General features: G+C 64.7%; 18 protein-coding genes. 8 read left to right on the top strand and 10 right to left on the bottom strand.

Annotated features, from left to right (window positions below):
• Positions 1-116: 116 nt before the first annotated feature.
• The 7 genes from XH92_RS27720 (at position 117) to XH92_RS27690 (ending at position 8,629) form a co-directional block, all read left to right on the top strand.
• Positions 117-890 (top strand): motility protein A, encoded by a 774-nt coding sequence (locus tag XH92_RS27720; RefSeq protein WP_076860523.1) that lies wholly within the window; start codon positions 117-119, stop codon positions 888-890.
• A 42-nt stretch (positions 891-932) separates the two neighbouring features.
• The gene (locus tag XH92_RS27715; RefSeq protein WP_194454949.1) at positions 933-1,763 is read left to right on the top strand and encodes a flagellar motor protein MotB; all 831 of its coding nucleotides are present in this window, start codon (positions 933-935) and stop codon (positions 1,761-1,763) included.
• A 114-nt stretch (positions 1,764-1,877) separates the two neighbouring features.
• Entirely contained in the window at positions 1,878-3,788 is a 1,911-nt protein-coding gene (locus tag XH92_RS27710; protein ID WP_194454948.1) for a potassium transporter Kup, read from the top strand.
• A 154-nt stretch (positions 3,789-3,942) separates the two neighbouring features.
• Positions 3,943-5,868 carry a potassium transporter Kup gene (locus XH92_RS27705; RefSeq protein WP_194454947.1) on the top strand — a complete coding sequence of 642 codons (1,926 nt, stop codon included), beginning with the start codon at positions 3,943-3,945 and terminating at the stop codon, positions 5,866-5,868.
• Positions 5,869-6,005: 137 nt separating this feature from the next.
• Positions 6,006-6,335, top strand: a complete 330-nt coding sequence (locus XH92_RS27700) for a rhodanese-like domain-containing protein (protein WP_194454946.1) — start codon at positions 6,006-6,008, stop codon at positions 6,333-6,335.
• An 8-nt stretch (positions 6,336-6,343) separates the two neighbouring features.
• Entirely contained in the window at positions 6,344-7,513 is a 1,170-nt protein-coding gene (locus XH92_RS27695) for an aminotransferase (RefSeq protein WP_194454945.1), read from the top strand.
• A gap of 45 nt (positions 7,514-7,558) precedes the next feature.
• Positions 7,559-8,629, top strand: a complete 1,071-nt coding sequence (locus tag XH92_RS27690; protein WP_194461444.1) for a polyamine ABC transporter substrate-binding protein — start codon at positions 7,559-7,561, stop codon at positions 8,627-8,629.
• Between the two features lie 143 nt (positions 8,630-8,772).
• Here XH92_RS27690 and XH92_RS27685 read toward each other — a convergent pair whose 3' ends face one another.
• From XH92_RS27685 to XH92_RS27655, 7 genes are all read right to left on the bottom strand, one after another.
• Complete coding sequence (locus XH92_RS27685) at positions 8,773-9,708, bottom strand: lipid A biosynthesis lauroyl acyltransferase (protein ID WP_194454944.1); 936 nt, start codon at positions 9,706-9,708, stop codon at positions 8,773-8,775.
• 21 nt (positions 9,709-9,729) lie between these two features.
• Positions 9,730-11,007: a beta-ketoacyl-ACP synthase gene (locus tag XH92_RS27680; protein WP_194454943.1), complete on the bottom strand. Its 1,278-nt coding sequence runs from the start codon at positions 11,005-11,007 to the stop codon at positions 9,730-9,732.
• Between the two features lie 27 nt (positions 11,008-11,034).
• Entirely contained in the window at positions 11,035-12,219 is a 1,185-nt protein-coding gene (locus tag XH92_RS27675) for a beta-ketoacyl-ACP synthase (protein ID WP_194454942.1), read from the bottom strand.
• Entirely contained in the window at positions 12,212-12,688 is a 477-nt protein-coding gene (locus tag XH92_RS27670) for a 3-hydroxyacyl-ACP dehydratase FabZ family protein (RefSeq protein WP_194454941.1), read from the bottom strand. Before XH92_RS27670 ends, XH92_RS27675 begins: the two co-directional genes overlap by 8 nt.
• 9 nt (positions 12,689-12,697) lie before the next feature.
• Complete coding sequence (locus XH92_RS27665) at positions 12,698-12,997, bottom strand: acyl carrier protein (RefSeq protein ID WP_194454940.1); 300 nt, start codon at positions 12,995-12,997, stop codon at positions 12,698-12,700.
• Positions 12,998-13,178: 181 nt separating this feature from the next.
• Entirely contained in the window at positions 13,179-13,535 is a 357-nt protein-coding gene (locus tag XH92_RS27660; RefSeq protein ID WP_194461443.1) for a hypothetical protein, read from the bottom strand.
• Positions 13,536-13,622: 87 nt separating this feature from the next.
• Positions 13,623-14,504, bottom strand: a complete 882-nt coding sequence (locus tag XH92_RS27655; protein WP_194454939.1) for an ion channel — start codon at positions 14,502-14,504, stop codon at positions 13,623-13,625.
• Between the two features lie 87 nt (positions 14,505-14,591).
• Here XH92_RS27655 and XH92_RS27650 point away from each other — a divergent pair, with 87 nt between their 5' ends.
• Complete coding sequence (locus XH92_RS27650) at positions 14,592-15,218, top strand: ParB-like protein (protein WP_194454938.1); 627 nt, start codon at positions 14,592-14,594, stop codon at positions 15,216-15,218.
• Here the strand turns inward: XH92_RS27650 and XH92_RS27645 are convergent.
• The 3 genes from XH92_RS27645 to XH92_RS27635 all read right to left on the bottom strand — a co-directional run bounded on the left by XH92_RS27645 (position 15,179) and on the right by XH92_RS27635 (position 18,123).
• On the bottom strand, positions 15,179-15,691 hold the full coding sequence (locus tag XH92_RS27645; RefSeq protein WP_194454937.1) for an MgtC/SapB family protein: 513 nt from the start codon (positions 15,689-15,691) through the stop codon (positions 15,179-15,181). The genes XH92_RS27650 and XH92_RS27645 overlap by 40 nt on opposite strands.
• 8 nt (positions 15,692-15,699) lie before the next feature.
• Positions 15,700-16,278, bottom strand: a complete 579-nt coding sequence (locus XH92_RS27640; RefSeq protein ID WP_194454936.1) for a peroxidase-related enzyme — start codon at positions 16,276-16,278, stop codon at positions 15,700-15,702.
• A gap of 96 nt (positions 16,279-16,374) precedes the next feature.
• Complete coding sequence (locus XH92_RS27635; RefSeq protein WP_194454935.1) at positions 16,375-18,123, bottom strand: ATP-binding protein; 1,749 nt, start codon at positions 18,121-18,123, stop codon at positions 16,375-16,377.
• Positions 18,124-18,321 lie beyond the last annotated feature (198 nt).

The raw sequence follows: 18,321 nt of genomic DNA, 5'->3' as shown, positions 1-18,321 counted from the left end.
CCTACCAAATTCGGTAACGCGTCCTTAATGGCGTTAACGTTAGGGTTTTCCACGCGGCCCGCCTTGGGCTGCGCGCCGTCCAGGACGGGCAGGTTGCGTACGCGTTGGAGTCTCCTATGGATATCATGACTGGCGCCGGGCTGTTAGCTGGCATCATCGTCATCGCGGTGATGATGTTCATGGGCGGCGACCTGCACATGTTCATCTCCGAACACGCCATGATCATCATCTTCGGCGGCTCGATCGCCGCGACGATGATCCGCTTTCCACTCGGCGTGATGCTGCACGGCCTGCCGCTCGGCGCCAAGTTCGCTTTCACCATGAGCCGGCTGTCGGCCCGCGACCTCGTCGACGAGCTCGCCCGCATCGCCGAGATCGCCCGCAAGCAGGGCCCGGTCGGCCTCGAGAAGGTCGAGACCGACGAGCCGTTCCTCGCCAAGGGCATCCGCTACGTCGCCGACGGCTACGATCTCGAATTCATCCGCGACAACATGGAGCGCGATCGCGACAATTTCCTGATGCACCTCGACGAGGGCAGCAAGATCTACCGCGCGATCGGCGACTGCGCCCCGGCCTTCGGCATGATCGGCACGCTGATCGGCATGGTGCAGATGTTCGCCAACATGACCGATCCCTCCAAGCTCGGCCCGTTCATGGCGACCGCGCTGCTCGCGACCTTGTACGGCGCGCTGGTCGCCAACCTGTTCTGTCTGCCGATCGCCGACAAGCTGCACGGCAAGCTGCTCGACGAGGAGACCAACCGCACGCTGATCATCGACGGCATCCTGATGATCCGCGATTCCAAGAGCCCCGCGCTGGTGCGCGAGATGCTGCTGGCCTATCTGCCGGAGAAGCATCGCCACGAGGAAGGCGAGCCGGTCCCGGCCTAACCGGCCGGCGGGTTCGGGAAACGCAGCCGGAAAAACGCGACAATGGCCAAGAAAAAGCGCGGCGACGCCCACGGTGGAGGTCACGGCTGGTTCGTGACCTTCGCCGACCTGATGGGCCTGATGATGAGCTTCTTCGTGATGCTCGTCGCGTTCTCGACCATGGACAACAACAAGCTGAAGATCGTCGCCGGCTCGATGCGCGACGCCTTCGGCGTGCAGACCAATGTGCGCTATTCAGGGATCGTCGAGTCCGACGGTCTGCCGACCCGGCCGAAGCTCAAGAATGTCGAGCACATCTCGCCGGAGGAATCCTCCGCCAATCCGACGCCGGACGAGCAGGAGCGCAGCCAGATCAACGGCGCGCGGCTGAAGATCGATCGCGAATTCGCGCTCGCCTCCGCCTCGCTCCGCCAGGCGCTGCAGGACATGCCGGAGCTGACCGAGGTCTCCAAGAACATCATGTTCGAGGAGACGAAGGAGGGGCTCAACCTCGAGATCGTCGACCAGGACGGCCGCTCGATGTTCGCCGACGGTTCCAGGGAGCCGTATGAGCGCACCCGCCGGCTGATCCAGAAACTCGCAGCGCCCCTGAAGGCGACGCCGCTCAGGGTCGCGATCGTGGGGCATACAGCCGCAGGCTTCGTGCCGGCGCGCAGCGATTACGACGCCTTCGACCTCTCCGCCGACCGCGCCAATGCGGTGCGGCAGATCCTGGAGCGGGAAGGGCTGCCGCCGTCCCACGTCTTCGCGGTTTCCGGCAAGGCGGACGGCCAGCCGCTGTTTCCCGACGATCCGACGCTGCCGGCGAACCGTCGCGTGACCATCACGTTGATGCGGGAAAATCCGCCGCTGCCGCCGGACCTGAAGCCGTAGCTTCGGGTTACCATGCTACCGTCAAGCTAGCCCAGTTGGTTGGTTGACAGGCGGGGCGGAAGCGTCGATAGCCGCGCGGATCAAAATCAACCGATCGGGCGTTCCAACCTCGCCATGGCTGTCAGCGTCTCTTCCACCGAAGCCCAGGAAACTCACGGCAAAGGCCAAGGCGCCGCCGGCTTCTGGGCGCTGACACTGGGCAGTATCGGCGTCGTGTTCGGCGATATCGGAACCTCGCCGCTCTACGCATTCCGCGAGGCGGTCGGCGGCGCCGCGCACGGCCAGCCGGTGACCCGGATCATGGTGCTGGGCGTGCTCAGCCTGATCCTGTGGGCGCTGTTCACCGTCGTCACCGCCAAATACGTGCTGCTGCTGCTGCGCGCCGACAACAATGGCGAGGGCGGCACGCTGTCGCTGATGGCGCTCGGCCAGCGCGCGATCGGGCGGCGCAGCTGGCCGCTGCTCGCACTCGGCGTGGTCGGCGCCTCGATGTTCATCGGCGATTCCATGATTACGCCGGCGATCTCGGTGCTGTCGGCGGTCGAGGGCCTCAAGCTCGCCACGCCGCATCTCGAGCACTATGTGGTGCCGCTGACGATCCTGATCCTCGTGCTGCTGTTCTCGGTGCAGAGCTCCGGCACCGCGCGCGTCGCCTCCGCGTTCGGGCCGGTGATGGTCACGTGGTTCGCCTCGCTCGCGGTGATGGGCGTCGTCCACATCATGGACGATCCGTCGGTGCTGGCGGCGATCAATCCCTATTACGCGATCCAATTCCTGCTGACTCACGGCACCGTCGGCCTGGTGACCTTGGGCGCGGTGTTCCTCGCGGTCACCGGCGGCGAGGCGCTGTACGCCGACCTCGGGCATTTCGGCCGCAAGCCGATCCAGTCCGGCTGGCTGTTCTTCGTGCTGCCCTCGCTGCTGCTGAATTATTTCGGGCAGGGCGCGCTGGTGCTGTCCGATCCCGCCGCGATCGAGAACTCGTTCTACCGCATGGTGCCCGACGTGCTGCTGCTGCCGCTGGTCGGGCTCGCCACCGCCGCGACCGTGATCGCGAGCCAAGCCGTCATCACCGGCGCCTATTCGCTGATCAGCCAGGCGGTGCAGCTCGGGCTCTTGCCGCGCTTCGAGGTCCGCTACACCTCGGAGACCCATGCCGGCCAGATCTATCTGCCGCGGGTCAACCGGCTGCTGCTGATCGGCGTGCTGCTGCTGGTGCTGCTGTTCCGCACCTCGAGCGGGCTCGCCTCGGCCTACGGCATCGCCGTTTCCACCACCATGGTTGCCGACGGCATCATGGGCTTCATCGTGATCTGGAGGCTGTGGAACTGGCGCGTGGCGTCGGCCGCGGCATTGATCCTGCCGTTCGTGATCGTCGACATGACCTTCTTCAGCGCGAATTTGCTGAAGCTGTTCGAGGGCGCCTGGGTGCCGCTGTTGTTCGGCGTCGTGATGGCGACGATGATCTGGACCTGGCGTCGCGGCGCCGCGATCCTCATCGCGAAGACCCGCCGCATCGAGGTGCCGCTGCGCGATCTGATCCACAGTCTGGAGAAGCGGCCGCCGCATATCGTCAAGGGCACCGCGGTGTTCCTGACCAGCGACCCGAGCTTCGTGCCGACCGCGCTCTTGCACAATCTCAAGCACAACAAGGTGCTGCACGAGCACAATGTGATCCTGACCATCGAGACTGCTCCAACGCCGCGCGTCGACGTGTCGGAGCGCGTCAACATGGAGAAGGTCAGCGACAAGTTCACCGCGGTGCGGCTGCGGTTCGGCTATATGGAATCGCCGAACGTGCCGAAGGCGCTCGCGGTCGCGCGCAAGCTCGGCTGGCAGTTCGACATCATGTCGACCTCGTTCTTCGTGTCGCGGCGGTCGCTGAAGCCGTCCGCCCAGTCCGGGATGCCGCAGTGGCAGGACCACCTATTCATCGCCATGAGCCGGTCGGCTAACGATGCCACCGACTATTTCCAGATCCCAACCGGTCGGGTGGTTGAAGTGGGTACTCAGGTAACTATTTGAGCTGACAGCAAATTCCGGCGTTGAAAAGCCGTGATCTATGCGTGATACGCATAGTGGAGGCCTGAATCCGTGCTAACCTATGCATTCCTGCCGGGAGTATAGGCCTGCAACCCGGCATTGTGCAGTGCGGCAGAAGACAGAGGCGCAACTTCCCATGTCATCCGAGAGTGCGATCACCGCGGCGGAAACGCCCGCGGCAAACGGCCATGGCGAGGCGCATTCGACCGCCACCTTCAAAGCATTGATGCTCGGCAGCATCGGTGTCGTCTATGGCGACATCGGCACCAGCCCGCTCTACGCGCTGCGCGAGGCCGTCGTCGCTGCTGCCGGCGGCGAGGGCGCCGTGACGACGCATGCGGTGCTCGGCGTGCTCAGCCTGATCCTGTGGGCGCTGATCGTCGTCGTCACGCTGAAATATGTCGTGATCCTGCTACGTGCCGACAACAACGGCGAGGGCGGGACGCTGGCGCTGATGGCGCTGGCGCAGCGCGCGGTGACCAAGGGCGGAGCCGCGATCGTGCTGCTCGGCATCATCAGCGGTGCGCTGTTCTATGGCGATGCCGTGATCACGCCGGCGTTGTCGGTGCTGTCGGCGATCGAAGGCATCAAGCTCGTCACCTCGACATTCGATCCCTATGTCGTCCCGCTCACGGTGGTGATCCTGGTTGCCCTGTTCGCGGTGCAGTCGCGCGGCACCGCGCGCGTCGCGGCTTTCTTCGGGCCGGTGATGTGCGTGTGGTTCGCTGTGATCGCGATCGCGGCGCTGCCGCAGATCGCGCGGCATCCCGAGGTGTTCTTCGCGTTCAACCCGATGCTTGCGGTGTCGTTCATGCTGCATCACGGCGTGATCGGATTCATCACCCTCGGTGCCGTGTTCCTCGCCGTGACCGGCGCGGAGGCGCTCTACGCCGACCTCGGCCATTTCGGCAAACGACCGATCCAGACCGCGTGGCTGTTCATCGTGCTGCCGTCGCTGGCGCTGAACTATCTCGGGCAGGGTGCGCTGCTGATCGGCGATCCCAAGGGCGTCGAGAACCCGTTCTTCCTGATGTTCCCCGACTGGGCGTTGATCCCGATGGTCGCGCTCGCAACGCTCGCAACGGTGATCGCGAGCCAGGCCGTCATTACCGGCGCCTATTCGCTGACGCGACAGGCGATCCAGCTCGGCCTGATGCCGCGGTTCGAGATCCGCCACACTTCGGAAGCGCATTCCGGCCAGATCTACATGCCGCGCATCAACCGCTTCCTGTTCATCGCGGTCATCGTGCTGGTGCTGATGTTCCGCTCGTCGAGCGCGCTGGCGTCGGCCTACGGCATCTCGGTAACCGGCACCATGGTGGTGACGGCGATGATGGGCTTTGTGGTGATCTGGAAGGTCTGGCGCTGGTCGCCGCTCGCTGCGGCTGCGCTGGTGGCGCCGTTCCTGTTCCTGGACATCACGTTCCTCGCCGCCAACCTGCTCAAGGTGTTCGAGGGCGGTTGGGTGCCGCTGGCGCTGGGCGGAGCCATGATCGTGGTGATGTACACCTGGCGGCGCGGCAGCCGGCTGCTGTTCGAGAAGTCGCGCAAGCTGGAATTCCCGCTCGCCGATCTCGTCGCGATGCTTGAGAAGCGGCCGCCGCAGCGCGTCTCCGGGACCGCGGTGTTCCTGACCAGCGATCCCGTCAGCGCGCCGACCGCGCTGATGCACAGCCTCAAGCACTACAAGGTGCTGCACGAGAAGAACGTCATCCTGACCATCGAGACCGCGCCGACGCCGCGCATCGATCCGTCCGAGCGGGTGCGGATGGAGCAGCTGACCGAGACCTTCTCCAAGGTGACGCTGAAGTTCGGCTTCATGGAGCAGCCGAACGTGCCGAAGACGCTTGCGATCGCCCGCAAGCTCGGCTGGCAATTCGACATCATGTCGACCTCGTTCTTCCTGTCCCGCCGTGCGCTGAAGCCGGCGGCGCATTCGGGCATGCCGAGCTGGCAGGACCATCTGTTCATCGCGCTGAGCCGCTCCTCGAACGATGCCACCGACTATTTCCAGATCCCGACCGGGCGGGTGGTCGAGGTCGGCACCCAGGTTACGATCTAGGGCCCGCGATCCCGCGTTTCCGCGCGGCATCTAACCCGTTTCGAGCGCTTGATTTTCTTCCCGCGAGAGGCGACTTTGCGGCCCGGACCGGCGAGCCGCGAGACGCTCGCCAATCGGATAGTCGGGAGGATATTTCCGTGGCGGACCACAAGGTGGAAGATTTGTTTCCGGACGAGGTGTCGAAGGGCATAGCGGAAGGCCGCTATCTGCTCGTCGACGTCCGCGAGCCCAATGAGGTCGCAGCAGAGGCCTATCCCGACAGCGTCGTGGTGCCGCTGTCGACGTTCGATCCATCAGCGATTCCGGATCCGCAGGGCAAGCAGGTGGTGTTCGCCTGCCGCTCCGGCAAGCGCTCGGTGACGGCCTCGCTGGCCGCCCAGGCCGCGGGCCTGCCCTACGATAAGCACCTCGCGGGCGGGATCATCGGCTGGAAGGCGGCGGGACTGCCGACCAAGGCGGGCGGCTGATCCCTGACATGACCTCCATGAACAAGGTCTTCGCGGACCTTCCCGTCACCATCTTCGAGGCGATGTCGCAGGCTGCGCGCGACAATGCCGCCATCAATCTCGGCCAGGGCTTTCCCGACGATCCGGGACCGGAGGACATCCGCCGCGCCGCCGCGGACGCGTCCATCAACGGCTACAACCAGTATCCGTCGATGATGGGCATTCCGGAACTCCGTCAGGCGATCGCTTCGCATTACGGCCATTGGCACGGGCTCAAGCTCGATCCGATGACCGAGGTGATGGTCACCTCCGGCGGCACCGAGGCGCTGACCTCCTCGATCCTGTCCGTGGTCGAGCCGGGCGACGAAGTGGTGTGCTTCCAGCCGGTCTATGATTCCTATCTGCCGATCATCCGCCAGGCCGGCGGCATTCCGCGGCTATTGCGGCTCGAGCCGCCGGAGTGGCGGCTGAGCGAGGAGATGCTGCGCAGCGTCTTCAACCACAAGACCAAGGCGGTGCTGTTCAACAATCCGCTCAACCCCGCGGCGGTGGTCTATCCGCGCGAGGACCTCGAACTGCTGGCACGGTTCTGCCAGGAGTTCGACGTGGTCGCGATCTGCGACGAGGTTTGGGAGCACGTCGTGTTCGACGGCCGCGAGCACATCCCGCTGATCACAATCCCCGGCATGCGCGATCGCACCATCAAGGTCGGCAGCGCCGGCAAGATCTTCTCGCTGACCGGCTGGAAGATTGGTTTCGTCTGCGCCGCGCCGCCGCTGCTGCGCGTCGCGGCGAAGGTGCACCAGTTCCTCACCTTCACGACGGCGCCCAATCTGCAGGCGGCGGTGGCGTACGGCCTCAGCAAGCCGGACGACTATTTCCTCGAGATGCGCAAAGACATGGCGCGGAGCCGCGACCGACTGACCAAGGGGCTGGAGAGCATCGGCTTTCCGGTGCTGAGGTCGCAGGGGACTTATTTCCTCACCGTCGACCTGTCGCCGCTTGGTTTGAATGAGACCGATGCGGAGTTCTGCTGGCGAATTGTGCAGGATTACAAGGTCGCGGCTATTCCGGTGTCGGCGTTTTACGAGCAGGATGCGGTGACGTCGGTGGTGCGTTTCTGTTTCGCCAAAAAGGACTCGACGCTCGACACCGCGCTGGAGCGGTTGTCCGACGCCGTGCATCGTCGCAAGAGGTAGACCAGAATGCAGAAGCAGAGCCGTCGTCTCGTCAGCCTCGCAGGTATGATCGCCACGGCTCTGTTGTTCGCTGCCTCCGCCGGCGCCGAGGAGCGCACGGTCAATTTCTACAACTGGTCGAACTACATGGCGCCGGGAGTCCTCGAGGACTTCACCAAGGAAACCGGCATCAAGGTGGTCTACGACACGTTCGACGCCAACGAGACGCTGGAGACGCGGCTGCTCGCGGGCAAGTCGGGCTACGACGTCGTGGTGCCGACCGGCTATTTCCTGCAGCGCCAGATCACCGCGAAGGTGTTCCTCAAGCTCGACAAGTCGAAGCTGCCCAACCTTGCCAATGCATGGCCCGTGGTGACCGGCCAGCTTGCGACCTACGATCCCGGCAACAATTACGGCGCCAACTACATGTGGGGCACCACCGGCATCGGCTACAACGTCAAGATCGCGGAGAAGATCCTTGGGCCTGATGCGAAGATCGACAGCTGGGACATGGTGTTCAAGCCGGAGAACCTCGCCAAGTTCAAGGACTGCGGCATCCACATGCTGGATTCCGCCGACGACATCCTGCCGGCGGCGCTGAGCTATCTCGGGCTCGATCCGAACTCGACCAAGCAGGCCGACCTCGAGAAGGCCGCCGATCTCGTCATCAAGATCCGGCCCTATGTGCGCAAATTCCACTCGTCCGAATATCTCAGCGCGCTGGCCTCGGGCGAGATCTGCTTCGTGGTCGGGTGGTCGGGCGACATCATGCAGGCGCGCAGCCGGGCGGCGGAAGCCAACACCGGCGTCGAGATCGGCTACACGATCCCGAAGGAGGGCGCGCAGATGTTCTTCGACAATCTCGCGATTCCGGCGGACGCCAAGAACGTCACTGAAGCCTATGAGCTGATCAACTACCTCTACCGTCCCGAGGTCGCGGCGAAGAACTCGAACTTCCTGTCCTACGCCAACGGCAATCTGGCGAGCCAGAAGCTGATCGATCCGAAGATCCTCAACGACAAGAACATCTATCCCGACGAGGCGATGCAGAAGAAGCTGTTCGTGATCACGGCGCGCGATCCGGCGACGCAGCGGATCATCAACCGGCTGTGGACGCGGGTGAAGACGGGCAAATAGCCTCTCCGTGCTTGCGAGCCAACGGGTCGCGCGAACGCGCGCCCGATGACAGGCTCCGCGAAGCAATCCATCGCGCGCTTGCTGAAGCATGGATTGGTTCGTCGCTTCGCTCCTCGCAATGACGAGGAAGCGCTACTGCCAGCCTACCGCCAGCGCCGGTGCAGCCAGAGCCATTGATCCGGATATTCGCGGACCCAGCCCTCGACGATGTCGGTGATCGCCTGCATCGTGCCCTGGACATCGATCTCGCCGGATGCGTCGAACACCGGCTTCACTTCCTCGGTGACCTCGCCGCGGAAACGGCCGTCGGGCAGGCGGATGATCCGTGTGCCGTGGATCGGGCAGTCGATCTGCCGGCGCAGGCGCGCCAGCAGCGGATTGGCGGTGGTCTTGCGGCCGAAGAAGGTGACGGGAACGCCGTTGGTCAAATACTGGTCGACCAGCATCGCGACGTGCTGGCCGTTCTTGAGCGCCTGCGCCAGCTTGAGCGGCGCGTCGCGGCCTGCCGGCACCAGCGTGCCCAGATTGACCGCGCGGATGCGTTCGATGGCGCGGTCGGCGGCTTCGATGTTCGGCCGCCGGAACAGGATCGTCGCATCGAGCCCATGTGCCGCCGCAGCAATTGGCGAGAGCTCCCAGTTCCCCAGATGTGCGGCGAAGAACAAGGCCGGCTTGCCGTCGTCGCGCAATTGGTCGAACAGCTGCTTGCTGCGCGCCGAGAATTCGACGCGACCCGGCTTGTCGGGGTTCTGCGGATCGTGGTCCCAGATACGGTCGATGTGCGCGAACTCGGCGCCGATGCGTCCGAGGTTGTGCCAGACGCCCGTCAGGATCTCTTCGATCTCCTGCGGTGACTTTTCCGGGAAGGCGGCCTTGAGGTTCTCGCGGCCGATGCGATCCTCGCGCAACCGGCGGCCGATGAAATGCGCGGCGCGGCCGAAGAACCGTGCGGACTTCTCCGGATCGAAATAGCGTGCGGTGCGCAGCAGGCCGATCGTCAGCCCGCCGATCGCCGCATCGGTCACGGGCTTTGCGGCGTCACGCAGGTGCGCCCTGGTACGAAGGAGCAGGCGTTTCATCTGACGGGCGAGGGCGCTGTCTTAGGCCGGCTCGCGCGTCAGAATCAGCGAAGCGTTCTGCCCGCCGAACCCGAACGAGTTCGACATCACGGCGGTCACCTTGGCGTCACGCGCCTTGTTGCCGACCACGTCGAACGGGATCGCGGGATCCGGCACCTCGTAATTGATCGTCGGCGGAATCCTCTGATGCTCGAGCGTGAGCAGCGAGAAGATCGCCTCGACCGCGCCGGCTGCCGAGATGGTGTGGCCGACCATCGACTTGTTCGACGACACCGGGATGTTCTTGGTGTGCTCGCCGAACACCGCGGAGGTCGCAAGATATTCCATCTTGTCGTTCTCCGGCGTCGAGGTGCCGTGCGCGTTGATGTGATCGATCTGCTCGGGCTCCATCCCGGCATCGGCGAGCGTCTTGCGCACGCAGCCGATCGCCGGCTTGCCGTCCGGAGCAGAGCGGGTGCGATGGAAGGAGTCGGTGAGCTCGCCGCAACCGGCGACGACGCCGAGGATGCGGGCGCCGCGCGCCATCGCGGCCTCATAGCTCTCCAGCACCAGCGCGCCGGCGCCTTCGGCCATCACGAAACCGTCGCGGTTCTTCGAGAACGGCTTCGAGGCGCCCTGCGGCGGATCGTTCTGGGTCGAGAGAGCCGAGAGCAGCGAGAAGCGCACCATGGCTTCGGGATTGACCGAACCGTCGGTCGCAACGCACAGCGTTGCATCGGTCTCGCCGCGGCGGATCGCCTCGACGCCGAGCTGGATCGCGGTCGCGCCGGATGCGCAGGCGGTCGAGAGCGAGATCGGCGACCCCTTGGTGCCGAAGGTCTCGGCGAGGTTGAGCGCGACCGAGCCGAAGGTGAAGCGCCGGTGGAAGTGCGCAAACTTGCCGCCGCTGCAGGTCGCCAGATAATCGATGATGCCGAAGTCCTTGGTCGGAACCTCCCGCGCGACCTCGAGCCGCTGCGGCCATTCGGTTTCGATCGGCGCGACCGCGAGAAACAGCGGGCCTGGGAAGTCGCCCTTGCTGCCGATGCCGGACTGCTCCAGCGCCTCCTCGGTCGCGATCTCAGCGAGACGTTGCGACAGGCTGGTCGAGGAGAACGGATCGACGGTGACGAAATCGACGGCGCCGGCCATCGTCGTCTTCAGACTGTCGAGCGGGAAGCGCGTCACGGTCTTGATGCCGGACTCGCCGGCGGTGAGGCGCTTCCAATTGTCGGCCTTGCCGCCGCCGAGCGACGTCACGATTCCCATGCCGGTCACGACGACGATCGGTCGGCCGAATTTATCGCGTGGTGCTGTCATGGTGTCCCCGTCGGTGCTTGCGTCGAGTTACTTGACGGCCTCGACCAGTGCCATGCCTTCGCCCTGCCAATGGCCGACCCCCAACACGACAATCTGGGTTGGCGCTTCGGTCTTTTCAACCTCCAGCCCGGTCGGGTCGTTGGCCGGATAGAGCGCGCCGCGGGAAATCGACAGCGCGGCCAGCGCCAGCCCAAGCGGGAACTGCGCCTCCATGGTGTGCCCGAAGGTCGTTCCGGTGGCGCGCACGGCAAGGCCGGGATGCTGGCCGAGGAATTCGCGCTCCTCGGCGGTCGCGGGCTCGGCGCCGGTGGCGCCCGTGATCAGCATGGCGTTGTCGTTGCTGACCCCGAGCTGCGGCCACATCGCCTGCAGCGACTTGGTCACTGCGCCGGGCTCCTTGCGCTTGGCAAGATCGGCGACCACCTTGGTCAGCCTGGCGTAGGGCTTGGCGCCGCGCGCCTCGGCGTGCTCGCGCGATTCCATCACCAGGAAGGCGCCGGCGGAGCCGATGGCGAAGCCCGGATTGTTTCGGCGGGCCCAAACCGACGCGTATTGATTCTTGAGTGCGAAGTCGCCGAACGAATAGAGCATCAAGAGGTCGCCGCGATCGCCATTATGGGCCGCGCCGACCAGCGCGATGTCGCTCTGTCCGGCGCCGATGCGCGCGACCGCGATCCGCGCGGCGTCGATGCTTGAGGCTTCCTCGCCCATGAAGGTGCGCGAGGTCCCGCACACGCCGTGAACGATCGCGATGTTGCCGGCGAGCAGGTTGGAGAGCTGCGCCAGGAACAGCGTCGGGCGCAGCTCGTTCATCAGCTTTTCGTTGAGCAGGGCGGGCGGCAGCTTGCCCTGCGCATCGGCATTCATGATCGCGAGGTCGACATTGAGGTCACGCTCGCCGCCGCCGGCTGCGATGATCATGTCCATTCGCGACAGGATTTCCTGATTGCCTTTGACGCCGGCGGAATCGAGCGCCAGCCCGGCGGCGTAGGTGCCGATGCGCTGCCACGTCTCCATCTGACGCTGATCGCCCTTCTTGGGGATCTGGGCGTCGAAGCTGACGGGGGCAATCGGATGGATCACATACGGCGCGAGACGCTTGTCGTCGGCATTGACGCGCCTTTCGCCGAGCGCCTCCCAATGCGCATCCAGCCCTTCGCCGAGCGAAGAGAGCAGGCCGACACCGGTGATCCAGACTTCCTTCTCAGCCATTACTCATTGCCTGCTGCGGAAACCCGATCTTGGTGGCCATCGCATCCATGTGCACACGCAAGTCCGGGCTGGGGAAGGGGATGTGACGGAAGGTCAGCTCGGCATTGCACTTGAGCTCCTTGCCGACGCGGACTTTCGCCGAGGTCACGGTGAAGCCTGAACCTTCGTGTTCGATCTTGGCGTCGATCGTCAATGTCGAGCCGGGGCTTACGAAGCCACGCATCTTGGCTTCCTTGACCATCGCCAGGAAGGGCATGCGCTCGAACTTGGTCAGACCGAGGATCAGCCAGCCCGAGCTCTGGGCCATCGCTTCGGTGAGCAGCACGCCGGGCATGATCGGGTAGCCCGGGAAATGCCCCGCGAACACGGAATGGCTGTCCGGCGGCACATCCGCCTCGACGACAATGGTCCTTGCGTCGAGGTTGAGGTCGACGATCCGATCGATCAGCTGAAAAGTTTCAAGCTGCATGACGGGCGATTACGTGGCCGAGCCCGTGCCCGCGTTCTTGGCCGCAACCAGCTCGTCGATGCGGTCGGCGAGATTCTGCAACACGAAGTACTGCTCCGTCGTGGCCTTGCCGTCGTTGACCTCCTGGGTCCACTTCTCGAGCGGCATCTTGATCCCGAAAGCCTTGTCGATGGCAAAGGCGATGTCGAGGAAGTCGAGGCTGTCGATCCCCAGATCGTCGATCGCGTGGCTCTCCGGCTTGATCGTATCGCGCGGGATGTCGCAGGTCTCCGCGATAATGTTGGCGATCTGCTCGAATGTGGAAGACATCATTAAGCCTTTGATATATTGAAGGTAATTCCGGGTCGGCTCGGAGGAGGCGGGCGCGGTGCCCCGGATTGCCCTATTGCTGCTGCCGGAGTCGTGTGCCCGTATATCGGAGCAGGGCCGTTAGTTCAATGGAGCTTGGCCGGCCTGGCAAGGACGGTTTTCGGGTACGGTTCCGGCCTGCCTAGGTGCGCGGCATCACCGTAATCTTCGCGCAATCCCGGCGTCCCATCAGGACGCAATCCTGGGTCTTGCGCAAATCGGCGATGCTCATGGCGAGCCAGATGCCGATCGCGGTGAGTGCCACGGTGAAGGCGAAGGCGGCGATATTGGCAAGCATGCGCTGGCGGAAATCATCCGGCTCCTCGCGCGGCTTCTCATAGCGGGAGAGATCGTTGGCGACGGAAACGGGAGCGACGGAAGCCGGGCGGGTCGATCGGACCGGGTTCTCGCGCTTGCCGGGCGGCTGCGCCGAAGTACGCGGCCGGAATTTGAGCACCACGTGCTCGTCATCCGAGGAAATTGGCCGCTGCGTCTTCACTGCTGTCAGTCCGGTCGCGTCGCCGCTCATGTTTAGCATGTTCGCCGCGCTTCACACCTAAAATCTTGATGCGCGCAGAGGTGGTATTTATCCTTCGATGGTCTCGTGGAACCGACTGTAGTCGATCCGCAGACGGCCGTCGTCGGTCGCCTGCAGGATCTCGGCATAGCGATGGCCGAAGCGGATGTCGAAATGTTCGTAGGATTTTCGCGCGTGCACGTTTTGCGCTGCAACGTCGTCATAGCCTGACACGATGAGGCCGAGACCGGCGTTGACGGCCTCAAGGCCCGCGGCGTCGAGACCGTAAAGCGGGCTGTCCTGGTCGATCACATGAAACAGGGTCCAGCTCAGCGCGAGCGCCGGGCTCTCGCTGCGCAGCAGCGGCAGTTCGTAGAACCGGCGATAGGGCATGCCTTCCTTGCTGACGCCGCTCTTGAACAGCCACAGCCGCGCGGTGGCATTGGCGATGATGTTGTGCCGCTCGTTGGCAAGGCGGATCATCAGCGTCCGCTGGCCCTCATGATCCGAGATCACGGGATTGTCGGCGAACAACAGGCGCGCGCTCGGCCGCGAGAAGCGGGCGAAGATCAGTCCGGTCATCAGCGACATCGAGAAGATGCCGGTAAAGAGCTCGATGGTGGCGATGAAGTGCCCGTAGTGTGTCTGCGGGTGCATGTCGCCATAGCCCGCGGTCGAGAGCGTCTCGATGCTGAAATAGAGGTAGTCGATGTATTGGCCGTCAGGCACGTTGGCGATCGGATGATCGCCGAGCCAATACAACAACGCGAAGACGGCGTTGAAGGCGATGAACACCAATGCTGCACCGCCAATAAAGGCGGGCCAGGATGCGGTCATGCAGCGATGGCTGATGTCTGCCCAGAAACTGAGCTCCAACCCCTCGGTCACGACCTCGCGGTTGCCGAGACGGACCGTGCGCGCTTTCGCGCGTTCGCTTGCTCTCAAAGCCATTCCGCCGAACCGGCTCTTCCGCCTGCCTCTGACATCATGTCATAATGGAACCCATTCCGGAGTGCCGGTCAAACGGGAGTGCAAATCATGGCCCATACGCGCGAGCCTTACGTCAAACCGGTCCCGATCATGTCGCTGCGGCCGACCCAGATGACGGTCGGCATGCAGGAGGTGAAGGAGAAGCGGAAGCGCTGGCGCGAGCACGCCTCGGAGAAGAAGCGCGCCGAGCTGCTGGGCAAGCACATGATCCCGGTCGTCCACGGTCCCGACGATCGCTACTACGTGGTCGATCATCATCACATGGCGCGGGCGCTGCACGAGGAGGGCGTCAAGGACATCCTGGTCACGGTGATCGGCGATCTCACCATGGTCGAGCGTGACGTGTTCTGGGGCGTGATGGACAACAAGCGCTGGGTCTATCCCTACAATTCCAAGGGCGAGCGCTGCCACTTCAGGGACATTCCGAAGTCGATCAAGGATCTCAAGGACGATCCGTTCCGCAGCCTTGCCGGCGAAATGCGCCGGGCCGGCGGCTTCGCCAAGGACACGACGCCATTCAGCGAATTCCTGTGGGCCGATTTCCTGCGCCGCCACATCCCGCGCAAGACGGTGGAGAACAATTTCGCCAAGGCGCTGGAGAAGGGCCTGGCGCTCGGCCGCAGCAAGGACGCGGTCTACTTGCCCGGCTGGTGCGGACCGGCATCCGACGACTGACCGGGCGCGGCCTCCGGTTTGGGTGGATCTTCCCTGCCGCCGAGCGCGTGGTGCAGCCACCGCTCGGTTCGCTTGCCGAAAGTCAGCAGCAGGAATGCCAGCGCGAGCGCGGTGAGGACGATCGGCCAATGCCCGGCGCCGCAGACGATCCCGACGCACGCGGCGAAGAACGCGCAGGCCGCGCTGGTCAGGCCGTGCACCTGATCGCGGTCGCCCCGCCGGACGATCACGCCGGCGCCGAGAAAGCCGATGCCGGTCAGCACGCCCTGGATCACGCGACTGACCGCATCGGTGAATTTCCCGGGATCGACCCCATGCAAGGCCAGCAGCACAACCGTGGCCGTCGAGAGGCTGACGAGACCCAGCGTCTTCAGGCCGATCGGCTTGCCGCGCAGGTCGCGGTCGAGCCCGATCGCGCTGCCGGCAAGCGTGGCCGCGCCGAGACGCAGGATGATCTCGCTCCAGTCTGTCAAGGCGTCCTCTATTTCGGCTGCCGGCCGAGCAGGTAGAACTCGCTGTTCGGCCGCATCCCGGTGACGTTCGCGAGCCGGTTCGAGAGCGCGAAGAAGGCCGCGACAGCGGCGATGTCCCAGACGTCGTCGTCGCTGAAGCCATGGGCGGCGAGCGCGGTAAAGTCCGCCTCCGAGACCTCCTCGGCCGCACGGCTGACCTTCATCGCGAAGTCGAGCATCGCGCGCTGCCGCGGCGTGATATCGGCCTTGCGGTAGTTGACCGCGATCTGGTCGGCGATCTCGGGGTTCTTGGCGCGGATGCGCAGGATCGCACCGTGGGCGATCACGCAATACTGGCACTGGTTGGCGGCACTGGTTGCCACCACGATCATCTCGCGCTCGGCCTTTGAGAGGCCGGAGTCCTTCTCCATCAGCGCGTCGTGATAGGCAAAGAAGGCGCGAAACTCGTCGGGGCGGTAGGCCAGCGTGAGGAAAACGTTCGGCACGAAGCCGGACTTCTCCTGCACCGCCAGGATGCGGGCGCGGACGTCCTCGGGGAGCTTGTCGAGAGCGGGCGTCGGGAAGCGCTTTGCGGTCGGCTGCGTCATGACATGGTTCCGGCATGCCGCATATGCGGCGTCACGCGAAACCATAGTGGATGACGGCTTGGGCGCAAGCCGCATCGGCGCCCCGCCACGATGACGTCAACGCAGCGGCTTCTTCAGGAGCGAGAAGCGGTCGGGATCGAGGCCCAGTGACGGCTGCAGCATCGGCGCCTCGGCGGGCGCCATGGTGCGCGCCGGTGGCGGCGCGTTGAAGCTGGCGTCGCCGCTCGGCGAATCGCGATGCGAGGTGGCGCCGCGCCAGCGCTCCAGCACGGCGCTGACGAAATGCATGTCGTGGCCGGCGGTGACCGACGGCACCGTTGCGATGGTGGCCTCGCCGCGCGGCAGCTGGTGCGGCGGCACCTCCTTGAAGCGCAGCCGGGTCGGCAGCGCCACGCCTTCGCCGAACGCCAGCACCTCGCGGGTGCCGAGCGAGGGCACGAACGACAGCAAATTGGCGGCGGCGTCCGACACCGCGGAGCGCAGCAACGCCTGGTCGCGGTCGTTGGCGAGGCGCATCGTGAACAGCGTGTTGCACTGGGAGATGATGGTGGCGTCGAGCTCGGCCGGGCGCTGGGTGATCAGGCCGAGATAGACGCCGTATTTGCGGCCTTCCTTGGCGATGCGCGACACCGCCTTGCGGGTTGGCCCGAACCCGATGTTGCGGTCGGCGGAGGCGTAGCGGTGCGCTTCCTCGCAGACGAACAGCATCGGCGAGACGCCGTCGCTCCACAGCCCGAAATCGAACGCCATGCGGCACAAGACCGACACCACGGAATCGACGACTTCGGCGGGGAAGCCCGCGAGCTGCATGATGGTCATCGGCTTGCCGTTGGCGGGCAGGCGGAACAGATGGCTGATCACCTCGGCCATGGTGTCGCCGCCGACATTGGCATTGTCGAACATGAAGGCGTAGCGCGGATCGTTGCGCACCGCGTCGATGCGCGAGATCAGCTTGTGATAGATGATGCGCGAGGAGCGGTTCTCGAGCTTGCCCATGCGCTCGTCGATCAGCGAGATCAGGTCGACGAGGCGGTAGGGCACCGGGGTATCGACGGTGTAGCCGACCTGCTTGGGGTCGACCCGCTTCAGCCCGAGACCGACCCGGTCGGAGTTCTGGTACTGGGTGTAGATGCCCTTCGCCATCGGGATCACTTCGGCGAGGATGTCGAGCTCTTCGGGCACGCCGGGCCGGCCGCCGAACAGCACGTCGACGATCTCTTCGAAGTTGAACAGCCAGAACGGCAGCTTCAGGTTTCGCGGGTTGAGCACCTGCGCGCGCTCGCCGAAGCAGCGGCCGTATTCGTTGTGCACGTCGAGCAGGAAGATGCGCAGGTTCGGCCGCGACTTCAGGATCTCGTTGAGCAGCAGCGACACGCCGGTGGATTTGCCGACGCCGGTCGAGCCGAGCACCGCGAAGTGCTTGGACAGCATTTCCTCGACGTCGACATAGGCGATGACAGAGCGATCCTGCTGCAGCGTGCCGACATTGATCTGGTCCGAGCCGCTCGGCGCATAGACCGTGCGCAGCTCCTGGTTCGTGATCAGGTCGGTGCTGTCGCCGATGGTCGGATAGTGGGTGACGCCGCGCTGGAATTTCGGGCGGTCGCCGCCGAGGATTTCGCCGAGCAGGTCGACCGAGGCGGTCGCCATGTATTCGTCGGACGGCGGCAGGTTCTCGCACGTCACCTCGGTGATCATGGCGACGATGATCGAGCTCGCGCAGCGGATGCTGACGAACCGGCCGACGGTTGCGCGCATCTCTGAAAGCTGCATTTGGCCGCCAGCCAGCAGCCCAACCCGGGCCTGCGAGCCGCGCACAGAGATCACACGTCCGAAGGATGTCACAGTTCCAGCCTGGCTCGTTCTCAAAATCTAAATGTCCGGACCAATATGCCCGCCCGGGATTGGAAAAACCGTTAAGTCGCCGGGGTTGCGCATCGGCTAAATCTACACCTTCCCGGTGACGATTTGTTTCTATCGTGCCGCGACATTGCGCTTCGTCGCGCGCATCGGCGGCGAAATCGTCGCTTTCCGGCACAGCCG

Origin of the sequence: Bradyrhizobium sp. CCBAU 53421 (genome assembly GCF_015291625.1) — a bacterium.
Lineage (GTDB): Bacteria > Pseudomonadota > Alphaproteobacteria > Rhizobiales > Xanthobacteraceae > Bradyrhizobium.
Note: the sequence above shows the minus strand (reverse complement) of the source record. Positions and strands in the feature narration are given on the sequence as shown.